Source organism: Paenibacillus sp. FSL H7-689 (assembly GCF_000517905.1).
Classification (GTDB): domain Bacteria; phylum Bacillota; class Bacilli; order Paenibacillales; family Paenibacillaceae; genus Paenibacillus; species Paenibacillus amylolyticus.
The window spans coordinates 29,454-50,095 of sequence record NZ_ASPU01000055.1 but is presented as its reverse complement, the minus strand read 5'-3'; the positions used below and the strand labels follow the sequence as shown (position 1 = coordinate 50,095).

Annotated in this window: 21 protein-coding genes; 19 read left to right on the top strand and 2 right to left on the bottom strand. The window is 45.8% G+C overall.

The window, feature by feature from the left end; all coding sequences use genetic code 11:
* Window positions 1-450: 450 nt before the first annotated feature.
* Entirely contained in the window at window positions 451-795 is a 345-nt protein-coding gene (locus C170_RS24365; RefSeq protein WP_036615054.1) for a hypothetical protein, read from the top strand.
* Window positions 796-1,563: 768 nt separating this feature from the next.
* Here C170_RS24365 and C170_RS24360 read toward each other — a convergent pair.
* Together C170_RS24360 and C170_RS24355 are read right to left on the bottom strand one after the other, a co-directional pair.
* A complete protein-coding gene (locus C170_RS24360; RefSeq protein WP_036615052.1) occupies window positions 1,564-2,697 on the bottom strand; it encodes a bifunctional cystathionine gamma-lyase/homocysteine desulfhydrase in 1,134 nt (377 codons plus the stop codon).
* Window position 2,698: 1 nt separating this feature from the next.
* Window positions 2,699-3,649, bottom strand: a complete 951-nt coding sequence (locus tag C170_RS24355; RefSeq protein ID WP_442789468.1) for a PLP-dependent cysteine synthase family protein — start codon at window positions 3,647-3,649, stop codon at window positions 2,699-2,701.
* Window positions 3,650-3,869: 220 nt separating this feature from the next.
* On the opposite strand from C170_RS24355, the gene C170_RS24350 reads away from it, so the two are divergent.
* The 18 genes from C170_RS24350 to glyS all read left to right on the top strand — a co-directional run bounded on the left by C170_RS24350 (window position 3,870) and on the right by glyS (window position 20,428).
* Window positions 3,870-4,229 carry a histidine triad nucleotide-binding protein gene (locus C170_RS24350; protein ID WP_024628477.1) on the top strand — a complete coding sequence of 120 codons (360 nt, stop codon included), beginning with the start codon at window positions 3,870-3,872 and terminating at the stop codon, window positions 4,227-4,229.
* A 232-nt stretch (window positions 4,230-4,461) separates the two neighbouring features.
* The gene (gene rpsU / locus C170_RS24345; protein WP_005547957.1) at window positions 4,462-4,635 is read left to right on the top strand and encodes a 30S ribosomal protein S21; all 174 of its coding nucleotides are present in this window, start codon (window positions 4,462-4,464) and stop codon (window positions 4,633-4,635) included.
* A 15-nt stretch (window positions 4,636-4,650) separates the two neighbouring features.
* Window positions 4,651-5,094: a GatB/YqeY domain-containing protein gene (locus tag C170_RS24340; RefSeq protein WP_017687237.1), complete on the top strand. Its 444-nt coding sequence runs from the start codon at window positions 4,651-4,653 to the stop codon at window positions 5,092-5,094.
* 282 nt (window positions 5,095-5,376) lie between these two features.
* Window positions 5,377-6,699: an NfeD family protein gene (locus C170_RS24335; RefSeq protein ID WP_051447387.1), complete on the top strand. Its 1,323-nt coding sequence runs from the start codon at window positions 5,377-5,379 to the stop codon at window positions 6,697-6,699.
* 161 nt (window positions 6,700-6,860) lie between these two features.
* Window positions 6,861-7,871 carry a flotillin-like protein FloA gene (floA, locus tag C170_RS24330; RefSeq protein ID WP_036615045.1) on the top strand — a complete coding sequence of 337 codons (1,011 nt, stop codon included), beginning with the start codon at window positions 6,861-6,863 and terminating at the stop codon, window positions 7,869-7,871.
* 13 nt (window positions 7,872-7,884) lie between these two features.
* Window positions 7,885-8,484, top strand: a complete 600-nt coding sequence (locus C170_RS24325; protein WP_036615043.1) for a hypothetical protein — start codon at window positions 7,885-7,887, stop codon at window positions 8,482-8,484.
* A gap of 180 nt (window positions 8,485-8,664) precedes the next feature.
* The gene (gene yqfC / locus C170_RS24320) at window positions 8,665-8,958 is read left to right on the top strand and encodes a sporulation protein YqfC (RefSeq protein WP_017687241.1); all 294 of its coding nucleotides are present in this window, start codon (window positions 8,665-8,667) and stop codon (window positions 8,956-8,958) included.
* Window positions 8,955-10,148: a sporulation protein YqfD gene (yqfD, locus tag C170_RS24315; protein WP_036615041.1), complete on the top strand. Its 1,194-nt coding sequence runs from the start codon at window positions 8,955-8,957 to the stop codon at window positions 10,146-10,148. Before yqfC ends, yqfD begins: the two co-directional genes overlap by 4 nt.
* Before the next feature lie 6 nt (window positions 10,149-10,154).
* On the top strand, window positions 10,155-11,126 hold the full coding sequence (locus C170_RS24310) for a PhoH family protein (protein WP_036615039.1): 972 nt from the start codon (window positions 10,155-10,157) through the stop codon (window positions 11,124-11,126).
* A gap of 16 nt (window positions 11,127-11,142) precedes the next feature.
* The gene (locus tag C170_RS24305) at window positions 11,143-13,392 is read left to right on the top strand and encodes an HD family phosphohydrolase (protein WP_036615038.1); all 2,250 of its coding nucleotides are present in this window, start codon (window positions 11,143-11,145) and stop codon (window positions 13,390-13,392) included.
* 115 nt (window positions 13,393-13,507) lie between these two features.
* On the top strand, window positions 13,508-14,005 hold the full coding sequence (gene ybeY, locus C170_RS24300; RefSeq protein WP_036615036.1) for an rRNA maturation RNase YbeY: 498 nt from the start codon (window positions 13,508-13,510) through the stop codon (window positions 14,003-14,005).
* Entirely contained in the window at window positions 14,005-14,376 is a 372-nt protein-coding gene (locus C170_RS24295) for a diacylglycerol kinase family protein (RefSeq protein WP_017687246.1), read from the top strand. The genes ybeY and C170_RS24295 overlap by 1 nt, the downstream gene beginning before the upstream one ends.
* A gap of 302 nt (window positions 14,377-14,678) precedes the next feature.
* Complete coding sequence (locus C170_RS24290) at window positions 14,679-15,092, top strand: cytidine deaminase (protein ID WP_036615035.1); 414 nt, start codon at window positions 14,679-14,681, stop codon at window positions 15,090-15,092.
* A gap of 39 nt (window positions 15,093-15,131) precedes the next feature.
* Window positions 15,132-16,031 (top strand): GTPase Era, encoded by a 900-nt coding sequence (gene era, locus C170_RS24285; protein WP_017687248.1) that lies wholly within the window; start codon window positions 15,132-15,134, stop codon window positions 16,029-16,031.
* Between the two features lie 104 nt (window positions 16,032-16,135).
* Window positions 16,136-16,276: a YqzL family protein gene (locus tag C170_RS30570; protein ID WP_074095877.1), complete on the top strand. Its 141-nt coding sequence runs from the start codon at window positions 16,136-16,138 to the stop codon at window positions 16,274-16,276.
* A gap of 33 nt (window positions 16,277-16,309) precedes the next feature.
* Window positions 16,310-17,062 carry a DNA repair protein RecO gene (gene recO, locus C170_RS24280; protein ID WP_036615032.1) on the top strand — a complete coding sequence of 251 codons (753 nt, stop codon included), beginning with the start codon at window positions 16,310-16,312 and terminating at the stop codon, window positions 17,060-17,062.
* 410 nt (window positions 17,063-17,472) lie between these two features.
* On the top strand, window positions 17,473-18,360 hold the full coding sequence (glyQ, locus tag C170_RS24275; protein ID WP_017687252.1) for a glycine--tRNA ligase subunit alpha: 888 nt from the start codon (window positions 17,473-17,475) through the stop codon (window positions 18,358-18,360).
* A complete protein-coding gene (gene glyS / locus C170_RS24270) occupies window positions 18,353-20,428 on the top strand; it encodes a glycine--tRNA ligase subunit beta (RefSeq protein ID WP_036615031.1) in 2,076 nt (691 codons plus the stop codon). The genes glyQ and glyS overlap by 8 nt, the downstream gene beginning before the upstream one ends.
* Window positions 20,429-20,642 lie beyond the last annotated feature (214 nt).

The following is a 20,642-nucleotide window of genomic DNA, read 5'->3' as shown; positions in this document are numbered from 1 at the left end:
AGCTGAAATAAGTAGGGGCTTACGAAGGTTGTTTCCTTCGGAAACATTACGGTTGCTCACGTAGTTCTATCTATGCTCCGCTACTCCATTTCTAGCTTTATCCCGTCTTTTTGGTACTGAAAACCGCCCTTTTTAAACATGCACTATTACGTAATATTATTTTTGTGAAAATATTTCTTTTCCTGCTTTTATAACTTAGCGGAGTGAGTTACATCACAGATACAGGTTCATCCCACTGTTATACTACAGTTAAGCCGACAAACTTTATTTAAGTACCCCGGCGGACATCTGATCAGGACGTTTCCTGAATAGATGTCCGCGCAGCAGACTTCCAAGGAAGCCGCTCACGGGGTGCTTCTTTTTTGTGTTTTCTCATCAGTAGTGTCAATTCGCCCAGTTCTGAATACCATGAAAAGGTGATCAAGAGCAGAATCAGGGAGGCGTTGGCAAGTGGAAAAAGTGGAAGCGAAGAAAATATGCAAAGAACACATGCACCGTTATGTATGTGTACAGATGAAAGACGGTATGCACTACGATGGCATTATGGAAAATGTGGATGATGAAATGATCTACCTGGCTGTTCCCGTTGGACCAGAAGCCATGGTGAATCATGCGAACTGGGCTCCAAATGCAATGCCTGGGGCAAACTATCCGATAGGTCATACTCGCGGATTTTATCCAGGTTACGGCTACCCTACGCCTTATCCGTATTATGGTTATGGCCGTAGACGTTTTAACCGACTGGTGCTCCCGTTATTTGCGCTTACAGCGTTAACCCTTTTACCGTATTATTGAAATTAGAAAAAACAGTCATAACTGCAAGTGACACATTCTTATGTACCCTATGGGCATCCTATGAAAATCCTCGAAAATAACTAGCTGAGGATGGATGTTTCATTCATGGTACCGTACAGCATGAATTAGAGAGGTCTTATCACATACAGAGTCTCAGCCTGATGTATCGCAACAGTCTTTGCAATACAACTGGCAACATACCGAATATCTAAAAAGGTCATGCCTGTGCAGAAGCGAACTTCTGTAAGGCATGACCTTTTTTTGAATCTAATTAGTGTAAGGTCGATGATGAACGGATGGCACATAACGTGTATTTAACTACTGAAAGCAGACCTGGCCTGAACGTCCGCAGCAGCAATCGGTGTACTGCATCCTGAATATGCGAGAACGTCCTATGTGCAAGCTTACGATCAAGACACCGAAAAGCTTTAATTCTCTATCCCGATAAAAAGCTTCGCTTCGGGTGGAATCCATGCTGTTCTCTTGCCACGATTGGAGGAGCGGAGCATGATGTGAGCGCTGACGAATCTGAGGCATCTTATTCAAGGCTTTGAAGCGTCCTCAGAATTTTAAGGAATCTGATACACGTTATAACCGAATAAACAGCCGCTTTCAGCATTTTTTTGAGTTATTTCGGGAAATAACGTGCCTGATGTTCCTTATAATTTCAAATTAGCGCCTGAACGCCAAATGAGACGTCCTGTGTTCCTTAGAGAATGGTCAACTACCCATTCGCAAGTATCAGCCAGCACGGACTTCAAAATGCCCTTAACTTAATGCAGATTTCAAATCCTCCAGTAAATCTTCAACATCCTCGATCCCAACGGAGATCCGAATCAAACCATCCGTGATCCCCAATTCTTGCCGACGTTCATAAGGAATGGAGGCATGCGTCATTCGGGCAGGTACAGAGATTAAACTTTCCACCGCGCCTAGACTTTCAGCCAATGTGAAATAACGGACTTTGCTTAACACGTCATCTACTTTTTCAGCACTGCCTACATCAAAGGAAACCATACCGCCATATCCTCTCGCTTGCATGGAAGCAAGCTTGTGCTGCGGATGGTCGGGCAGTCCGGGATAATAAACTTTACTCACTGTTGGATGCTGATTCAGAAATGTCACAAGCTGCTCTGTATTGCGCTCTTGCGCTTCCATCCGCAATCCCAATGTTTTAAGACCTCGCATTAACAGCCAGGAATCCATAGGTCCCAGAACTGCGCCAATTGCATTTTGAATAAAATGCAGATCTTCACCAAGTTGCTCGCTGTTGACAACCGCAAGTCCTGCCACGACATCACTATGACCGCCGATATATTTCGTTGCAGAATGCAGTACAATATCTGCCCCAAGAGCCAGCGGGGTTTGCCAATAAGGGGTACTAAACGTGTTATCCACGATGAACAACAATTCATGTTGTTTCGCCCATTTCCCTACAGCAGCAATATCGGTGACTTTGAGTAACGGATTGGTAGGTGTTTCTACATAGATGGCCTTTGTATTGGATCGCAAAGCCTGCTCCAGTGCTTGTAGTGAGGTGGTATCTACAAAAGTAGACTCGATACCCAGACGATTCAGCACCTTGGTGAAAATGCGATAGGTCCCGCCGTATACGTCATCCGTCAGAATGACGTGATCTCCTGTTTTCAACAGAGACAGTACAGCGTGAATTGCAGCCATGCCCGAACTAAAAGCAAAACCTCGAACGCCATCCTCCAGCTCTTTAATGACTTCTTCCAACGCATGACGGGTAGGGTTGCCTGTACGTGAATACTCGTATCCTTTGTGTACGCCAACTGATTCTTGCTCATACGTGCTTACTTGATAGATCGGTACACTCACTGCTCCAGTGTGTGGATCACCGACAATACCTGCATGAATCAGCTTGGTTTTTGGTCTCATTTCATTGTCCTCCATTATAGATATTTTGGCTTAAATACCGTTCGCTGCTATCCGGGAAAATAACGACGATGTTACTTCCGTGAGCTGCGTGAACGGCTTCGTTTAATGAGGCTTGCATAGCTGCACCTGAGGAACTTCCTACCAGTAAGCCTTCCAACAAGGCCAGATCCTTGACCCGCTCAAAGGCATCTTCATCTGAGATCGTATGAATGGCATCAAAGTAACTCACATCCATAAAAGAAGATAACGTTTCGACCCCTATTCCTTCTGTACGATGTGGTCCCGATGGACCTCCTGCGAGTATCGAACCTTCGGGTTCTACGATACATGTTTTAATTAACGGTTTTTGCTCCTTCAAATAGCGAGATACTCCCATGAAAGTTCCGCCAGACCCGGCTCCGGCGACATATACATCCACCTGCCCGTTCAGATCACGCCAAATCTCAGGACCCAGATGTTCATAATGTGCGAGTGGGTTATCTGCATTGGAGAACTGACCTGGAATATACGAACCCGGTATTTCTTTCGCCAGCGATTCCGCCTTGCGTATGGCACCAGTGATTCCTTCGGATGTGGGTGTGTTGACGACCGTAGCACCAAGGGCTTTCATCATCTGCTGCTTCTCAACACTGAACTTCTGAGGTACGGTGAAAATGACCTTTAAATTCAGGCCTACAGCCGCCATTGCAAGACCAATTCCTGTGTTGCCTGCAGTAGCTTCGATCACCGTTCCACCTGGTTTAACATCTCCTCGTGCCAAGGCCTTCTCCAATAAAAACTTGCCGATCCGGTCTTTCACACTTCCTCCGGGATTCATGAATTCCAGTTTGGCGAACAGGCGGATTCCTTCCGGTAATGGATAACGAGTTAATTCAAGCAGAGGTGTATTACCTATAAGTTCCTGTACATGTTGATAAACGGTCAAATTAACCAATCTCCTTTTGTGTGTCATTAACCATACATATTTGTTTAATTGGGAAAAGTGCGTGATAAAACCATATTTCAATAAAATGGCTTGGTATACATCCAATGTTGTATAGTGTTCGGCTCGATGATAGATGGAGAGTTGACCTGGAATACCTGGTTGTGTGTCTAGAGATTGGACGTGGGTTTTTACTTTTAGTATGATAGAGGGGAATACATACACTGGAATACAAAGGAGGGTATGAACTATGGATTGCTTATTTTGCAAAATTGTAGAGGGCAGCATTCCCTCCAATAAAGTACTGGAGAATGACCATGTTATCGTTTTTCATGACATCCAGCCCGCTGCACCGACACATGTTCTTGTCATTCCGAAGAAACATATTGCTTCCATGAATGAAGTTACTGCAGAAGATCTGCCGTTGATCGGCGAGATTCATCTGGCTGCTCAAGAAGCTGCGAAGCGTCTTGGCGTGGAGGAAACAGGATATCGATTAATCAACAATTGTGGTAAGGATGGAGAACAAACCGTTCATCATCTGCATTACCATTTGTTGGGTGGTACCAGACTTGGCGTGTTGACAAGTCTGTCCGATTCTCACAAATAAACGAGCTAATGGGTACTACTATTGAGGATTTAGTCATATGCATTAAATCCACGAATGTGTGACCAAATGCTTATATAATGAATTCATTTCATAATACCTTTGAGTTATAAAATGGATTCAAATAAGTGATCATTACATTGAGGTTGACACCTTTATTATCTTTCGCCTATAATGTAAGATGATGAACCGTGTTATTGCTCTTGGACGGTCTGGTCGGAGGGAGGGAAAACTGGTGTCTGAAACTAAAGTTCGCAAAAACGAGACTATTGATGCTGCACTTCGTCGTTTTAAACGCTCCATCGCTAAAGATGGCGTATTGGCTGAGGTGAAGAAACGTAAGCATTATGAGAAGCCAAGCGTAAAGCGCAAGAAAAAGTCCGAGGCTGCTCGTAAGAGAAAGTTTTAGGAGGATTTTAATTACATGAATCTTAGCGAACGATTGAACGAAGATATGAAGCAAGCGATGAAGAGTAAGGACAAGTTCAGACTCTCCAACATTCGGTTGATTCGTTCGACGATCAAGAATCTTGAAATAGATTTGAAAAGAGATTTGGATGACAACGAAGTGCTTGATATCCTGAGTCGTGAAATCAAACAGCGCAAAGATGCCCTCCAAGAATTTGACAAAGCGGGCCGTGAAGATCTCGCGGCAAATGCAAAAGCGGAAATTGAAGTACTCATCCAGTACCTTCCCACACAGCTTACCGAAGAAGAAATTAAAGTTATTGTACAGCAGACCATCCAGGAAACCGGTGCTTCTTCGAAAGCCGAGATGGGGAAAGTCATGGCGGCCCTTATGCCGAAAGTTAAAGGCAAAGCGGACGGCAAACTGGTAAATCAAGCAGTTCAACAATTTCTGCAATAAAGCAAATCAATAAACACCTTCTGACTTGTCAGGAGGTGTTTTTTCCATTTATCAGAAGGCATCATGTCCTTGGGATGACGAAATTTCTTTTTAATGGTTAATATATATTATTATGGATTTTTATTCTTGCAATTGATTGAGTTTTCAAATATAATTTTAAGATTTTGAAACGAAATGTTGCATTGCACGTAATAAATACCATAAGCTGGACAGTATAACATTAATGGAAAAGGGGGGACTATTGTGAAGGGAAAGCGCCGGAAGAAGCTTACGGGGCCATTGATGCTCTTAATGCTGCTGACGCTGTTGCTTCCTGTCTGGATTGGATCACCGTCAGCGCATGCAGCTGAGAAGAGTGGTGCCGTATATATTATTCCGGTTGATAAACCAATCGAGCAGGGACTTGGCAAGTTCATGGAACGCGGGTTCAAGCAAGCAGAAGAGATGAATGCTGGCCTGATCGTTCTTGATATCAATACGCCGGGAGGCCGTGTCGACACTGCAGAAGCATTAGGTACCCTAATTAAGGACAGTCCGATTGAGACTGTTGCATTTGTTCGTGGAGATGCTGCTTCAGCAGGGAGTTTTCTGGCTCTGAATGCAGATAAGATCGTAATGTCACCAGGCAGTATGATTGGTGCGGCAGCAATGGTGGACAGTACGGGTAAACATGTTGATGATCCAAAGCTTGTTGCATTCTGGAAAAGCAAAATGCAGGGAGCGGCTGAAATCAGTGGTCGTGATGGCAAGATTGCAGCTGGAATGACGGATGTTAACATCGTTGTTGAAATGCCAGAGATCAATAAAACCAAGCAAAAAGGTGAAATTATTGCTCTCTCGGCTGAAGAAGCGCTGAAAGTTGGTTATGCCGACCACATCAGCAACACACCGGAAGAAGCGGCAGCTTGGGCAGGTTACAGTCAGGATGACGTATTTAAGGTAGAACGAACAACAGCGGAGAATATCTCCTCTTTTCTTACTAATCCGGTTGTGATGACTGTATTATTGTTCCTCGGAATCGCGGGTGTGATCATTGAATTGATTGTTCCTGGTTTTGGAGTTCCTGGTATTGTAGGTATCGTGTGTTTCGTGTTGTATTTCTCGGGTAATTACATTGCGGGATTTGCCGGAGCAGAGACATGGGTGCTATTTACCGTCGGACTCATCATGATGATTCTGGAGATGTTTATTCCGAGCTTTGGTATTCTGGGGATTTTGGGATCAATTGCGCTTGTGGCCGGTGTTGTAAGGGCTGCTTATGATACGAGTGATGCATTTGTATCTCTGGGTATCGCTTTTGGAGCAGCACTGGTAGTCATTGCGATCATCTCAATTATCTTTAAGGATCGAGGGATATGGAATCGCTTCATACTGAGTGATAGCATGTCTGCGGATCGGGGTTATTCATCAGCCACAGAACGTAAAGAGCTGGTTGGTCTGCAAGGAATCAGTCTGACACCACTTCGTCCTTCTGGAACAGCGATGTTTGAAGGGGAACGGATTGACGTTGTGACCGACGGAGATTTTATTCCCATCGATACACCGATTATTGTGATTAAAGCGGAAGGTACCCGGATTGTGGTTCAGCAAGCTTTGCCGGTGTAACTTGCTCTGTTGTCGAAGCGGATTAACGCTTCGGCAATGTACATAACCACGTAGCTGAAGCTGCCAGCGAGGTGGTGCATTCTTTCATTTAGCAGCGGACTCATGAGTGTCTTCTCAAACATTTTTATCAAATTCAAATTGCAAATGGAGGAAATTAAACAATGGACACATCTATGATTACGATTTTGCTCATTGCGGTAGTAGGTATTATCGTATTGAGCGTATTCTTCAGCTTTTTCCCGGTTATGCTCTGGGTTTCAGCGATTGCATCCGGCGTACGCGTAAGTATTATTACACTGGTAGCGATGAGACTGAGACGTGTAACGCCTAGCCGTATCGTTAATCCAATGATTAAAGCAACTAAAGCCGGTCTTAAACTCTCAATGAACCAACTGGAAAGTCACTTCTTGGCCGGTGGTAACGTTGACCGTGTTGTAAACGCTCTGATTGCTGCACAACGTGCCAACATTCCACTCGAATTTGAACGTGCTGCAGCGATTGACCTCGCAGGTCGTGACGTATTACAAGCCGTACAGATGAGTGTTAACCCACGAGTTATCGAAACACCGATTGTCTCTGCGGTTGCCAAAGATGGTATTGAAGTTAAAGTTAGAGCACGGGTTACGGTTCGTGCCAACATTGACCGTCTCGTCGGTGGTGCTGGTGAAGAAACGATCATCGCCCGTGTTGGTGAAGGTATCGTAAGTACGAACGGTTCCTCCAATTCTCACAAAGACGTCCTGGAAAATCCGGATCTGATCTCCCGTACCGTATTGTCCAAAGGTTTGGATGCAGGTACTGCTTTTGAAATCCTGTCCATTGATATTGCGGACGTTGATGTAGGTAAGAACATTGGTGCCTTCTTGCAAACAGAGCAAGCAGAAGCTGACAAACGTATCGCTCAGGCAAAAGCGGAAGAGCGTCGCGCAATGGCCGTAGCCCAAGAGCAAGAGATGAAAGCACGCGTAGTGGAAATGAGAGCACGCGTTGTTGAATCCGAATCCCAAGTACCTTTGGCAATGGCTGAGGCACTTCGTAACGGTAAAATCGGTGTGATGGATTATATGAACCTGAAGAACATTGAAGCGGATACTCAAATGCGTAATACATTGGGAAAACCTGGTGAAGGTTCGAATTCCAACGATCAGGGTGATTCCAAAAACGGAAGATAGGCGGTGAGTGCATATGGGCCTATTTGAATGGATTTTTGATAATCTGTATATTGTGGCCGTCATCGGTTTTGCACTCTTCTCCTTCTTGGGGAAAGCTGCCAAATCGGCTGATCCGAACAAAAAGCGTCCTGCCAACGGGATGCCTACATTTGGAGGCAGTGGTGATTCAGGCCGGGATGAACGTTCAAGAGACAATTCATCTCCGCAGCAGTCTTCCGGACCTACAGACCCCCGCTATGATGAACAGTATGACGATCGGTATGATGACGTGCAATATGAGAATCAGTATGATGAGCCGTCATCGGAGCCTGCTGCATCTTCTCGCCCCGCAACTGACTACAGAAGTGAGGGCACGATGAGTGCGATGGCAAATTCACTTGAGGAACAGATGAGAGGCATGGAAGAACAGCAGCGCTTGATTGAAGAACGCTTGAATCGCATCTCTTCTGCGAATCGGCCAGTTGTGTCTGATTCCAGTTGGGATGAGACCAGCACCGATGAATCGGGAGCGTCTCCACTTCGTCCTGCTGATATTCGTACAGGTGTCCTGTGGGCAGAAGTACTGGGTTCCCCTCGTTCCAAGCAACCGTTTGGTACAAGAGGAAAACTGTAAACAAGTCAATTTATTGGACGGAAATAAAGCCGTCTCTGGTGAGCATAAAGCCGCCGGAGACGGCTTTTTCTGTGTTCTATCCTTTTTTCTCAACATTCGTCCCTAACACGCCCCGGAATTTTCATAAATTCATGAATCTGCGCATAAGTTGAACTGTAGAGGAAGGGGGAAGACCTTCGAATGACCCGGATCAGCCGCAAGCTGCGCAGATGGACCAGTGAAGTGTTGGATCTGCCGCAGGATGTGCTTTATGATATGCCACGGTTAACCCTGATCGGCAGTAAGCAACTGTATATAGAGAATCATCGCGGTGTCATCCATTTTACACCGGATCGTATCGTGTTGGCTCTTTCCCAAGGCCAGTTAGAGATCAAAGGAACTGCCTTGGTGATACGTAACATTTTGCCGGATGAAGTAGCTGTTGAAGGAACAATTCTGGATATTCATATGAATGGAGTGGAGGGGAACGGATGAAGCAGCCCAGTCTGTACAAACTGCGGGGAGTAGTCCGAATCACGGTCACTGGGGGAGACATTGAAACATTAATCAATACGGTGGCAGAGCAGGGACTGGAAGTTTGGGACCTGCGTGCTCACGATGGACGCGTGGCAGAGATGAATATTCTGCTGCCGCATTTTTTCAGGTTGCGTCCTGTATTGAAACGGACAGGCTGCAGGGTGAAAGTAACCCATCGCAGCGGTTTCCCCTTTTTTGCAGCCCGATTATTACGGAGGAAGTTCTTTCTTGGGGGTATGCTGTTTTTTGTGGCAGCTTTGTTTGCGTTGTCGTCCATGGTATGGAGTGTGGAGGTCAAGGGTAACGTCACCATTCCCACCGACGAGGTGCTTGCAGCAGCGAAGAAAGAGGGTATATATCCTTTGCAATGGGGGTTCCGTCTGCAAAGCCAAGACAAGCTCTCCAGGCAGCTTGCACTCGCTCTGCCGGATGTAACCTGGATTGGCGTGAGCAAAGAGGGGACAACCATTACCATTCAGGTCGTAGAATCGGCGCAACCAAAGCGCGAACCATTGCTGAATCCCAGACATCTGATCAGTAAGTCAGATGCTGTGGTCACTCAAATCTATGCGGAGCAGGGACGCCCTGTTGTTCAGAAGGACATGCGTGTTAAAAAGGGTCAGGTATTGATCTCGGGGATTCTCGGGGATGAGGAGAACACCAAAACCATCGTTGCCAAAGGCGAAGTTCGTGGTCTGGTATGGCGTGAGTATCAGGTTGAGGTTCCGCTGGTGCAAAAACATAATACAATGACAGGTGAGAGCAAAGAACGTTTTTACATGGTACTGGGGAATTGGGCGATTCAACTGTGGGGGTACGGAAGTACACCGTTCAGTTCATTTGATACCGAGAGTAATCATAAACCATTGACGTGGCGATCCTTTACACTTCCTATGGGTTGGCTGACAGAGAAAGATCTGGAGACCCGAGAGCATGAGCAACAACAGACGATAGAATGGGCCAGAACGAAAGGATTGGAAGGAGCAAGGAACGATATTATCGCCAAAAACGGCAAAGGAACAAAAATTATAAGTGAAAAAATTTTGCATGAGAAGAAAGAGAATGGTAAAGTTTATATGAAAGTCTTATTTGAAGTAGAAGAAAGCATTGCGGAAGAACTTCCGCTAGTCCATAGTCAAGGAGAATGAGGATATTTGTCAGAGCAAACACGCAGCATACAAATCTCCCTCCAGAGTGCGGGAGAGGGCCAATCTCTTTTTGGACCCCAAGATACTTTTCTTAAACTGATTGAATCCGAGATTCCCGCCCAGATTGCATCCCGTGAAGCGGAGATTGTGATTTTTGGCAACGCACAGCAGGTGGAATCGCTTGAACAATTATTTGATGTGTTACTGCAATTGATACGCAATGGATATGTGTTAACCGAGAGAGATGTGAAGTATGCGATTGAACTTGCCAAGGATATGCGGGCAGACCAGCTATTGGATCTGTTCAAGGGCGAGATTACAACGACATATCGAGGTAAACCAATCCGTGTTAAAACCATTGGACAGAAGCACTATGTAACTACAATTAAAAAACGTGATATTGTATTTGGCATTGGTCCTGCTGGTACGGGTAAAACCTACCTTGCTGTTGTACTGGCTGTTGCCGCAATTAAAGAAGGTAGCGTCAAACGCATTGTACTCACACGGCCTGCTGTTGAAGCGGGAGAGAGTCTTGGATTTTTGCCAGGTGATCTTCAGGAGAAGGTAGACCCGTATCTGAGACCACTGTACGATGCCCTGTATGACGTTATGGGACAGGAACAGACCGCTAAGGCACTGGAGCGAGGGTTAATCGAAATCGCGCCACTCGCTTACATGCGGGGGCGTACGCTGGATGACTCCTTCATCATTCTGGATGAAGCACAGAACACAACGCCGGAACAGATGAAGATGTTTCTGACCCGTCTTGGTTTTGGCTCCAAAATGGTCATCACCGGAGACGTGACGCAGATTGATTTACCGCGTGGTAAGAAATCCGGGCTTGTGGAAGCGAATGCGATCTTGAACGAAGTTAACGAGATTGGATTTGTCTATTTTGCCGAGCAAGATGTTGTACGGCATTCCCTTGTCCAGAAAATTATCGTGGCTTACAACCACGCCGCAGAAAATCAAGCATAGAAAGGGATTGTCTAAAGTGACCTCGAAGGAACCGTCAAAAGGCAAATCTTTTCAGAATAAGGCTACAGGATGGAAGTATAGCGTGTGGGCACGCTATCTTCTGTTTTTGTTTCTGGTGATTCTTTTCTACGTCAGTCTGGCTTCCAAACTGCTCCCTGAGCGCTATGATATTCAGGAAGGGACACGGAGTGAAGTGGACATTGCTGCGCCCATGCAGATTCCGAATAATAAGGCCACACTCAAAGCACAGGAAGAAGCTGCTGAACGGGTACAGCCGATATTTCAGATTGTCCAGTTGCGAAACGAAAATTTGATGACTACCCTGCTTGATCGTGTAGATCGATTAAATCAGGATGATCAGATTTCAAGTCAGGATAAGATTGATATTTATCGGGATGAAATTCCACAGCGCCAGAAGGATTTTGTGACCAACTATATCAATAATAATCGGAAAGCCGGTACATACTCCGAGACTCTTTTGGAAGAAATCAGAAATGTGGTACAGGAGCAAAGCTACCGTATTCCCGAAGAAACTTACATCAAAATCTCGCGTCTGACATCGGATGATATCCAGGAGATGAAGCCGGTTGCGAGGGATATTGTTGCCCGGTTAATGACGGATCAGATCAGCGATGCAACCACTGCTCGTGCCAAAGTAGCCGAGATGGTGAGTGTCAGCTCTCTTGGTAAGCGTACGCAACGTGAGGTCGTGCAAGAGCTTGCTCGCCTTGTGGTGACCGCGAACCGCTTCTACGATGAAGAGGGAACTAAGGAAGCCAAAGTACAGGCGCGTGAGAACACGCAAACCGTCTTTATCAAGCAAGGGGACACATTAGTTGCCAAGGGTGAGATGATCACCCCGGAGATGTATACTTTGCTGGGTGAGAATGATTTGCTGAAAAATGAAGTGAACTACTGGCCGCAGCTTGGACTTCTTATGTTTTCCTGCCTGTTGTCAGCAGCCATTCTGATGTATATTCAGCAAGGCAGCGGAACACATTTTAAGTATAATAATGCCCAGCTGTTGATGCTTGTTCTCATTTTTATTATTACGATTGTGGTTATGCATGTGACGGCGATTATCCAGACCAATGAGAGGTCATATGTTGGCTTCCTTGCACCTGTTGCGGTAGGAGCGATGTTAATTGCCTTGTTACTGGATACCTCGCTTGCCTTTGTATGTTCGATTTTGATCGGTATGTTGTCCAGCATCATTTTGAATACCCATCAGGGTCAGCTTTTTGACTTCGAATTAGGTTTCTTCGCTGTATTGGTTTCATTTGTTGCGATCTTCGCAACTCATAAGGCTAGCCAGCGATCAACGATCCTGAAAGGGGCCATTATGGTCTGTCTGTTCGGGTCCATAGCCGTCTTCACCTTGGCTTTGATTGACTCGGGCGATTGGAATCGAACCACGACACTGTACGGTGTTGGATTTGCATTTGCGGGTGGCGTATTAACTGCCATACTGGTCATTGGGCTGATGCCATTTTTTGAAACTTCATTTGGCATCTTGTCAGCGCTCAAACTGGTGGAACTGTCTAATCCGAACCATCCGCTTCTTCGTAAGTTGCTGACGGAGACACCGGGTACCTATCATCACAGCGTTATGGTAGGGAATCTGTCCGAAGCAGCAGCAGAAGCCATAGGAGCTAACGGATTGCTATGCCGAGTCGGTTCGTATTATCATGATATTGGCAAGACGAAGCGCCCGATCTATTTTATTGAAAATCAGAACAATATGGAGAATCCACATGATTCAATTGATCCGAAACTGAGCAAATCCATTATCGTTGCCCATGCGCGCGATGGGGTGGAAATGCAGAAGGATTATAAGCTGCCCAGACCTATTCGGGATATTGCGGAACAGCATCACGGCACGACATTTCTCCACTATTTCTATCACAAAGCACTGCGCCAGGCGGAAGAAGCAGGTGTTGAGCCTGATTTCACGGAAGAAGATTTCCGTTACCCTGGGCCGAAGGCTCAGTCCAAGGAATCGGCTATTGTTGGCATTGCTGATAGTGTAGAGGCTGCTGTGAGATCTTTGCGCAAACCGACAGTGGAGCAAGTGGAGTCCATGATTGAGAAGATTATTAAAGGACGATTGGATGATCATCAATTCAATGATTGTGACCTTACGATGCGTGAACTGGATATCGTCGCCAGAACATTGAAGGAAACGGTGATGGGTATCTTCCACTCCAGGATAGAATATCCGGAGGAGATCAAGAAACCAAAGCCGACTTCACCCGAAGCAGGCTAATTCAATAATAGTTCGTGTTCAAAAAGGTTGGTTTTCAGTACCGAGAAGATGGGATGAAGCTAGAAATGTTTTTTTTGAACAACCTCTAATATGAGCAGACAGGAGTTATGAAAGAATGAGTCTTAACCTGGCATGGAATAATGAACAACAGGATAAAGAAATTACAGACCCGATGATTGCAATGCTGGAACAATTGCTGAATCTCGCAGGAGAAGCGGAAGGTGTGGCAGACGGGGAAGTGGCTCTGACTTTTGTGAATGATGAGCAGATTCATGAGTTGAACCGTGATTATCGCGGCATTGACCGTCCTACGGATGTACTGTCTTTTGCGATGAACGAAACGGTGGATGAAGAACTAGATATTATCTATGAGCTGGACGAAGATGAAGAAATGGAAGAAATGCCGGATGTTCTTGGAGACATCATCATTTCCGTACCACGGACCATCCTGCAAAGTGAAGAGTATGGACACTCATTTGAACGTGAACTTGGTTTTCTGTTTGTCCATGGTTTCTTGCACCTGCTCGGATACGACCATCAGGATGAAGCGAGTGAGGCTGAAATGATGGGCAAACAAGAAGCGGTATTGGCCCAGGCCGGGTTGACACGATAATGAAAAGACGCTCCTGGGGTCTGGTATTCCGCAATGCTGCGGAAGGAATCGCATATGGGTTGCGGACTCAGCGTAATGTGAGAGTTCACACGGGAGTGGCTATTTTGATGTGTGTAGCCGGCTTTTTTTTCAGAATCTCAAGAACGGATTGGATGTTTGTGCTGACCGCTGTCTTTTTGGTCCTGGTGACTGAATTGATGAACACGGCTGTAGAGGCAGCGGTTGACTTGGCACACCCCCATATCCATCCGCTGGCAAAAGCGGCAAAGGATACCGCGGCCGGGGCAGTTCTGCTGGCTGCGGTATTCGCCGTCATCATCGGTTGTATCGTTTTCATTAAGCCGGTGATGAGCTGGCTGGGTTTGTACTGATTTTGTATTAACTTTGATTCGTTTTGTGATTTTAATACTACACAAATTTGTGAAGTTAGACCGTTTTTAAGTTGAACTTGTTGACATTACACGATAACGAAGAGGACAGAAATAAACCTGTAGAAGCGAAGCGTTCGCCTTTATCCCCGGATTTTCACGTTGAAAAAGTGAATCAAAAAATCTGGGGGTAACAGCGATCGAAGGGTTATTCTGGACTCGGAGTGGCTAGTGTAAAATTGGCTTTGGTTGAACTTAATTCGTAGGTACTAACTTTATATTGCACCCTAAGGGAGAGATTATTAATGGATAACGGTTTGTTAATGCAAGAAGCAATTAAGGCACGTACGAAGGCGTATACGCCTTACTCCCATTTTGGTGTTGGCGCGGCTTTGCTTGACAGTGAAGGTCATGTGCATCATGGTTGTAATATTGAGAATGCTGCGTATACACCAGGTAACTGTGCTGAGCGTACAGCGATGTTTAGTGCCATTGCAGGTGGGCAGAAGCCTCGCAGCTTCACAGCGATTGCCATTGTGGGAGACACGGATGGTCCGATTGCTCCATGTGGCGTATGTCGTCAGGTCATGTACGAACTGTGTGAACCCGATATGAAAGTCATCTTGGGGAATTTGAAAGGTGATCTGCAAGAGACCACCGTTGCTGAACTGTTACCTTGGGCTTTTGGGCCTTCTGATCTGAATTCTGCCAAAAAATAAACCAATACATTCCAGGCCTAGGCGCCTGAGGAGGAACATATGAAAAAACAAAAATTCAAATCCGGTTTTGTAGCCATTATCGGACGTCCAAACGTTGGTAAATCCACTTTGATGAACCAAGTCATCGGACAGAAAATTGCAATTATGTCGGACAAGCCGCAAACAACCCGTAATAAAATTCACGGTGTATATACATCGGACAATCAACAGATCGTTTTTCTGGATACACCAGGGATTCATAAACGTCAGTCCAAATTAGGCGATTATATGAACCAGACCGCTTTGAACACACTGAGTGAAGTAGAAGCAGCCTTATTCTTGATTGATGCTTCCGAAGGAATGGGCGGTGGTGACCGCTATATTGCGGAACAGCTGAAAAATATCCGTACGCCTGTCATTCTCGTTATGAACAAAATTGACAAAATTGAGCCGGAAGCGCTGTTACCACTTATTGAAGAGTATCGCAAATTACACGATTTCGCTGAAATTGTGCCTGTGTCTGCCAAGCATGGCAATAATGTCAGCACATTACTGGAACAGCTCGGCAAGTATCTGCCTGAAGGTCCACAGTACTATCCTGACGACCAGGTTACTGACCATCCGGAGCAGTTTGTATGTGCCGAGTTGATTCGTGAGAAAATTCTGCAAATGACTCGTGAAGAAGTGCCTCACTCCATTGCTGTAACGATCGAAGATATGAAAGTGCAAGATAACGGTGTCGTTTATATCTCAGCTGTCATATTTGTGGAACGGGATTCGCAAAAAGGGATCATTATCGGCAAGCAAGGTGCCCTTCTGAAAGAAGTGGGTAAACGAGCTCGACATGACATTCAAAACTTGCTTGGCTCCAAAATTTTCATGGATCTGTGGGTCAAAGTGAAAAAGGACTGGAGAAATCAGGATCGAGTTCTGCGTGATCTTGGCTTCGGGCGCGACTGATCATCCGAGTTGTATCCAGTAATTGCAACACATAGTTTACCTTGCAAGACTCCATCCTATTTGGTAGATGCAGACGTCATTTCCGAAGAGAGGATGAAATTCCGATGCGAGATTTTTCGTGGAAGGTTTTTGCGATGACGGGGGACGTGGAGTCCTATTTGTTATATACCGAGGCGTGTAACTCGTTAGGACAGGAGTCGGATAATGCAAGGGAAGTGATTGAAGATGAAGAAGCCGAAGGATAACTGGCTGATTCGGGAATGGTTAGGTGACGAGGCATGCTATACAGGGTGGAAGGCATTGTCATCCGCAGCATGGACTACGGCGAAGGGAACAAAATCATTACACTTTGCACCGAAAGCGGCGGGAAAGTAGGGGTACTCGTCCGCGGTGCCAAAAAGCCCAAGAGCCGACATGCTGCACTGGTGCAGCCGTTTACGTTTGGTCAATATGTTTATTTTCGCAATACGGGTCTAGGTACACTGAATGCTGGAGAAATCGTTGAATCCTATCATGAGTTGCGTGAAGATCTGGTCAAGGCCTCTTATGCCTCTTATGCGTGTGAACTATTGGATCGGGTGCTTCAGGATGAGGAAACAGGTACATTTTGGTTCAAACAGTTAAAGGCGTGTTTGCAGGCGTTGAAGGAAGAGAAAGATCCGGTTGTTATTATAAGTCTGTACGAAATGAAAATATTACAGGCATCCGGATATGGTCCACAGTTCGATGAGTGCATCTCCTGCAACCAGGAGCGACCAGATGAGCAGTTGTTTATAAGTCCCAGACTTGGTGGCGTCTTGTGTCGAGCATGCAAACATTTCGATCCTCCAGCGATGTCAGTTAGTCCAAAGGCTCTGAAGTTGTTGCGTTTGTTCGCACAGTTGGATCTGCAGCGCTTGGGGAATATATCAGTGAGTGAATCTACCCGTGATGAGATCAAAAAGTTGATGCGTGCCTTTATGGATCATCAGCTTGGTCTGAATCTTAAATCCCGTTCTTTCCTCGATCAGATGGAGAAGTACGGGATTTGAGGCGTTTTGGTGGAAGTGAAACTATATCTTGACTTCATACTAGATTTTATATATTATGAAATATAATTTCTCTTTATGAGACATGCATTGAACGAGAAAGTAAAAGACTGGATTTATTACATTTATGGAGACAAGTCGTTGTATAACACTTGGGAATCATGAATGAGCGAGTCGGGGATGGTGGGAGCCTGGCTGAATCGGTTTTTGAAACGGCACTCGGGAGCATGAATGGACACGGAAAAGTGGGCTGGAACGAACAGGATCATCTTGTTTGATCTAAGCCAAGTAGGGTGGAACCGCGGGAATAGCTCTCGTCCCTACGTCTGTACAACAGGCGTAGGACGGGGGCTATTTATTGTTGTCTTCACCGTCCTAAGCTTGCTAACAAACCATTGAAAAGGAGCATGATTATGAATTTTCAGCAGATGATTCTAACGCTGCAACAATTCTGGGCCGAGCATAACTGTATTATTGTCCAGCCATACGATACGGAAAAAGGGGCAGGTACGATGAACCCGATGACCTTTTTACGCTCGCTTGGACCCGAACCTTGGAAAGTGGCCTATGTGGAGCCTTCCCGTCGTCCTTCGGACGGACGTTATGGTGAGAACCCTAACCGGCTGTACCAGCATCATCAGTTCCAGGTCATCATCAAGCCTTCTCCGGACAATATTCAGGAAATTTACCTGGAAAGTCTGAAACGTCTTGGCATTGATCCGCTCAAACATGATATTCGGTTTGTTGAAGATAACTGGGAGAATCCTTCCCTTGGTTGTGCAGGTCTTGGTTGGGAAGTATGGTTGGACGGAATGGAAATTACACAATTTACGTATTTCCAACAGGTCGGTGGGATCGAGACAAATCCGGTAGCTGTTGAAATTACGTATGGTATGGAGCGTTTGGCTTCTTACATTCAAGATAAAGAGAATGTGTTTGATCTGGAATGGGTGGAAGGTATCACTTATGGTGATGTATTCCGTCAGCCAGAATTCGAACACTCTAAATATACGTTTGAAGTATCTGATGTCAAAATGCTGTTTACACTCTTCAACATGCATGAAGAAGAAGCAAACAAGGCCATGGCGCAGCATCTGGTATTCCCGGCATATGACTATGTGCTGAAATGTTCCCACACGTTCAACCTGTTGGATGCACGTGGAGCCATCAGTGTAACGGAACGTACGGGTTACATCACACGTGTTCGTAATCTGGCTCGCCAAGTCGCTGCAACATATATGGAAGAGCGTGAGAAGCTAGGCTTCCCGCTGATCAAGAAAGGGGGAGCCGAGCATGTCTAAGGATCTATTGTTCGAAATCGGGTTGGAAGAAGTACCTGCACGCTTTATGCGCACAGCAATCGCACAGCTGCAAGAGCGTGTCGTGAAATGGCTTGACGCATCCCGCATTGCTTATGGTGAAGTGAATGCATATGCTACACCGCGCCGTCTGGCTGTTTTGATTCACAATGTGGCTGAAAAGCAGGAAGATATCGAGGAAGAAGTGAAAGGTCCTTCACGCAAAATTGCCCTGGACGACAGTGGCAATTGGAGCAAGGCTGCACTCGGATTCGCCCGCAGTCAAGGTGTTGAACCGGACCAGTTCACGTTCAAGGAACTGAACGGTGTCGAATATATCTATGCAACGAAGAGCAGCAAAGGTGTGGAGACGGCTTCTGTAGTTGGCGAAGGATTACTTTCTGTATTACATGCCATGACGTTCCCAAAATTCATGCGTTGGGCTTCCTATGATTTCAAATTTGTACGTCCAATCCGCTGGATTGTGGCTATGCTCGGCAGTGAGGTTATCGATCTGGAAGTGACAGGTATTAAGTCGGGTAATGTAACTCGCGGACATCGTTTCCTCGGTAAGGAGGCTGTGATCTCCACTCCGTCTTCATACGTGGAAGTGTTGCGTTCCGAACATGTCATTGCTGATATCCAGGAACGTGAACAGATGATTGTATCCCAGATTCAGGCACTGGCTGCGGAGAAAAAATGGGATATCGCGATTAAGGAAGACTTGCTGGAGGAAGTTCTGTTCCTGGTGGAAACACCTACCGTATTGTTCGGGACATTTGACTCCTCATTCTTGAATATTCCACAAGAAGTATTGATTACTTCCATGCGTGAGCATCAGCGTTATTTCCCTGTACTGGACAATGAAGGACAATTGTTGCCATTCTTCGTGACGGTACGTAACGGTGGAAGTGATTCACTGGACGTTATTGCCAAAGGGAATGAAAAAGTTCTGCGTGCACGTCTGTCTGATGCCAAGTTCTTCTATGAGGAAGATCAGAAGCTACAGATTAAGGATGCATTGTCGAAGCTGGAAAGTATCGTCTTCCAGGAAGAATTGGGAACGGTTGGAGATAAAGTGCGTCGTATTCGCAAGATTGCCGATGGACTTGCTACCAAACTGCAAGTATCCGGTGATGTTGCTGAATCCGTTAGCCGCTCAGCAGATATCTGCAAATTCGATCTGGTGACACTGATGGTGGGAGAATTCCCGGAACTGCAAGGTGTGATGGGTGAGGATTACGCTCGTAAAGCTGGCGAAAAAGAAGAAGTGGCCAAAGCGGTATTTGAACACTATCAGCCACGTTTCGCTGGAGATCAATCCCCTGCTTCTCTTGTTGGTGCCATTGTGAGTGCTGCGGACAAAATGGATACAATCGTGGGTTGTTTCTCCATCAACATTATTCCAACGGGTTCTCAAGATCCGTATGCGCTGCGCCGTCAGGCTGCAGGTATTGTACAGATTTTGCTGGATCACAAGCTTCCGCTGACATTGTCAGACGTGTTCGGAGTAGCACTTCAAGTGCATGCCCAGATGAACCTGTTGAAACGTGCAGATGAAGAGGTTCGTAAAGATCTGCAAGACTTCTTTGGTCTTCGTGTGAAAAAATTGTTGTCCGAAACAGTTCGCTACGACGTAGTGGATGCCGTAATTTCTTCCGGATTCGATGATATCAGCGCTGTTGTACCAAAAGGTGAAGCGTTGATGGCGGCTGTTATGACAGGAGACGCATTCAAAACAACGGTTGAATCGTTCAACCGTGTGGGTAATCTGGCGGCCAAAGCATCCAATGCTTCCGTACATCCAGAACTGTTCACAGAAGATGGAGAACGTCAGTTACATGAGGCATGGAGCAAAACGAATGCAGAATATCGTCAGGCGTTGACTCAGCATCATGCTGCTGAAGCACTGGCTATTGCATCTGCCTGGAAGGATGGTATTACCTCATTCTTCGATTCGGTCATGGTTATGGCTGAAGATGAAGCTGTTCGGGCGAACCGACTTGCCTTACTCGCGGCTATTGATCGTGACTTGAAAGGATTTGCTGATTTTTCCAAGTTGGTTTGGTAATTGGGCGAATTTCATGAGTCCTTTTCCACAGACTTGGCGCAAAGCTAAAATTCAGTATTAAAGAAGGATATATGAGGGTATAAATATACGGAACGGGTTGTGAATTGTATTTTTGACAACCGCTCCGTATTTTAGCCTTTGATTTCCCTCGTTCCGGCAGAAGGATTTTGCCTGGCCGGGGTCGTATATAACAATATGCAGCTATTTTATGAAA

What these genes read in the sequence shown, in the direction of transcription:
- C170_RS24360 (WP_036615052.1), bottom strand. Translation starts at nt 2,697, where the DNA reads ATGAGACCAAAAACCAAGCTGATTCATGCAGGTATTGTCGGTGATCCA.
- C170_RS24355 (WP_442789468.1), bottom strand. Translation starts at nt 3,649, where the DNA reads ATGACACACAAAAGGAGATTGGTTAATTTGACCGTTTATCAACATGTA.
- C170_RS24350 (WP_024628477.1), top strand. Translation starts at nt 3,870, where the DNA reads ATGGATTGCTTATTTTGCAAAATTGTAGAGGGCAGCATTCCCTCCAAT.
- C170_RS24340 (WP_017687237.1), top strand. Translation starts at nt 4,651, where the DNA reads ATGAATCTTAGCGAACGATTGAACGAAGATATGAAGCAAGCGATGAAG.
- C170_RS24335 (WP_051447387.1), top strand. Translation starts at nt 5,377, where the DNA reads ATGCTCTTAATGCTGCTGACGCTGTTGCTTCCTGTCTGGATTGGATCA.
- floA (WP_036615045.1), top strand. Translation starts at nt 6,861, where the DNA reads ATGGACACATCTATGATTACGATTTTGCTCATTGCGGTAGTAGGTATT.
- C170_RS24325 (WP_036615043.1), top strand. Translation starts at nt 7,885, where the DNA reads ATGGGCCTATTTGAATGGATTTTTGATAATCTGTATATTGTGGCCGTC.
- yqfC (WP_017687241.1), top strand. Translation starts at nt 8,665, where the DNA reads ATGACCCGGATCAGCCGCAAGCTGCGCAGATGGACCAGTGAAGTGTTG.
- yqfD (WP_036615041.1), top strand. Translation starts at nt 8,955, where the DNA reads ATGAAGCAGCCCAGTCTGTACAAACTGCGGGGAGTAGTCCGAATCACG.
- ybeY (WP_036615036.1), top strand. Translation starts at nt 13,508, where the DNA reads ATGAGTCTTAACCTGGCATGGAATAATGAACAACAGGATAAAGAAATT.
- C170_RS24295 (WP_017687246.1), top strand. Translation starts at nt 14,005, where the DNA reads ATGAAAAGACGCTCCTGGGGTCTGGTATTCCGCAATGCTGCGGAAGGA.
- C170_RS24290 (WP_036615035.1), top strand. Translation starts at nt 14,679, where the DNA reads ATGGATAACGGTTTGTTAATGCAAGAAGCAATTAAGGCACGTACGAAG.
- era (WP_017687248.1), top strand. Translation starts at nt 15,132, where the DNA reads ATGAAAAAACAAAAATTCAAATCCGGTTTTGTAGCCATTATCGGACGT.
- C170_RS30570 (WP_074095877.1), top strand. Translation starts at nt 16,136, where the DNA reads ATGCGAGATTTTTCGTGGAAGGTTTTTGCGATGACGGGGGACGTGGAG.
- recO (WP_036615032.1), top strand. Translation starts at nt 16,310, where the DNA reads ATGCTATACAGGGTGGAAGGCATTGTCATCCGCAGCATGGACTACGGC.
- glyQ (WP_017687252.1), top strand. Translation starts at nt 17,473, where the DNA reads ATGAATTTTCAGCAGATGATTCTAACGCTGCAACAATTCTGGGCCGAG.
- glyS (WP_036615031.1), top strand. Translation starts at nt 18,353, where the DNA reads ATGTCTAAGGATCTATTGTTCGAAATCGGGTTGGAAGAAGTACCTGCA.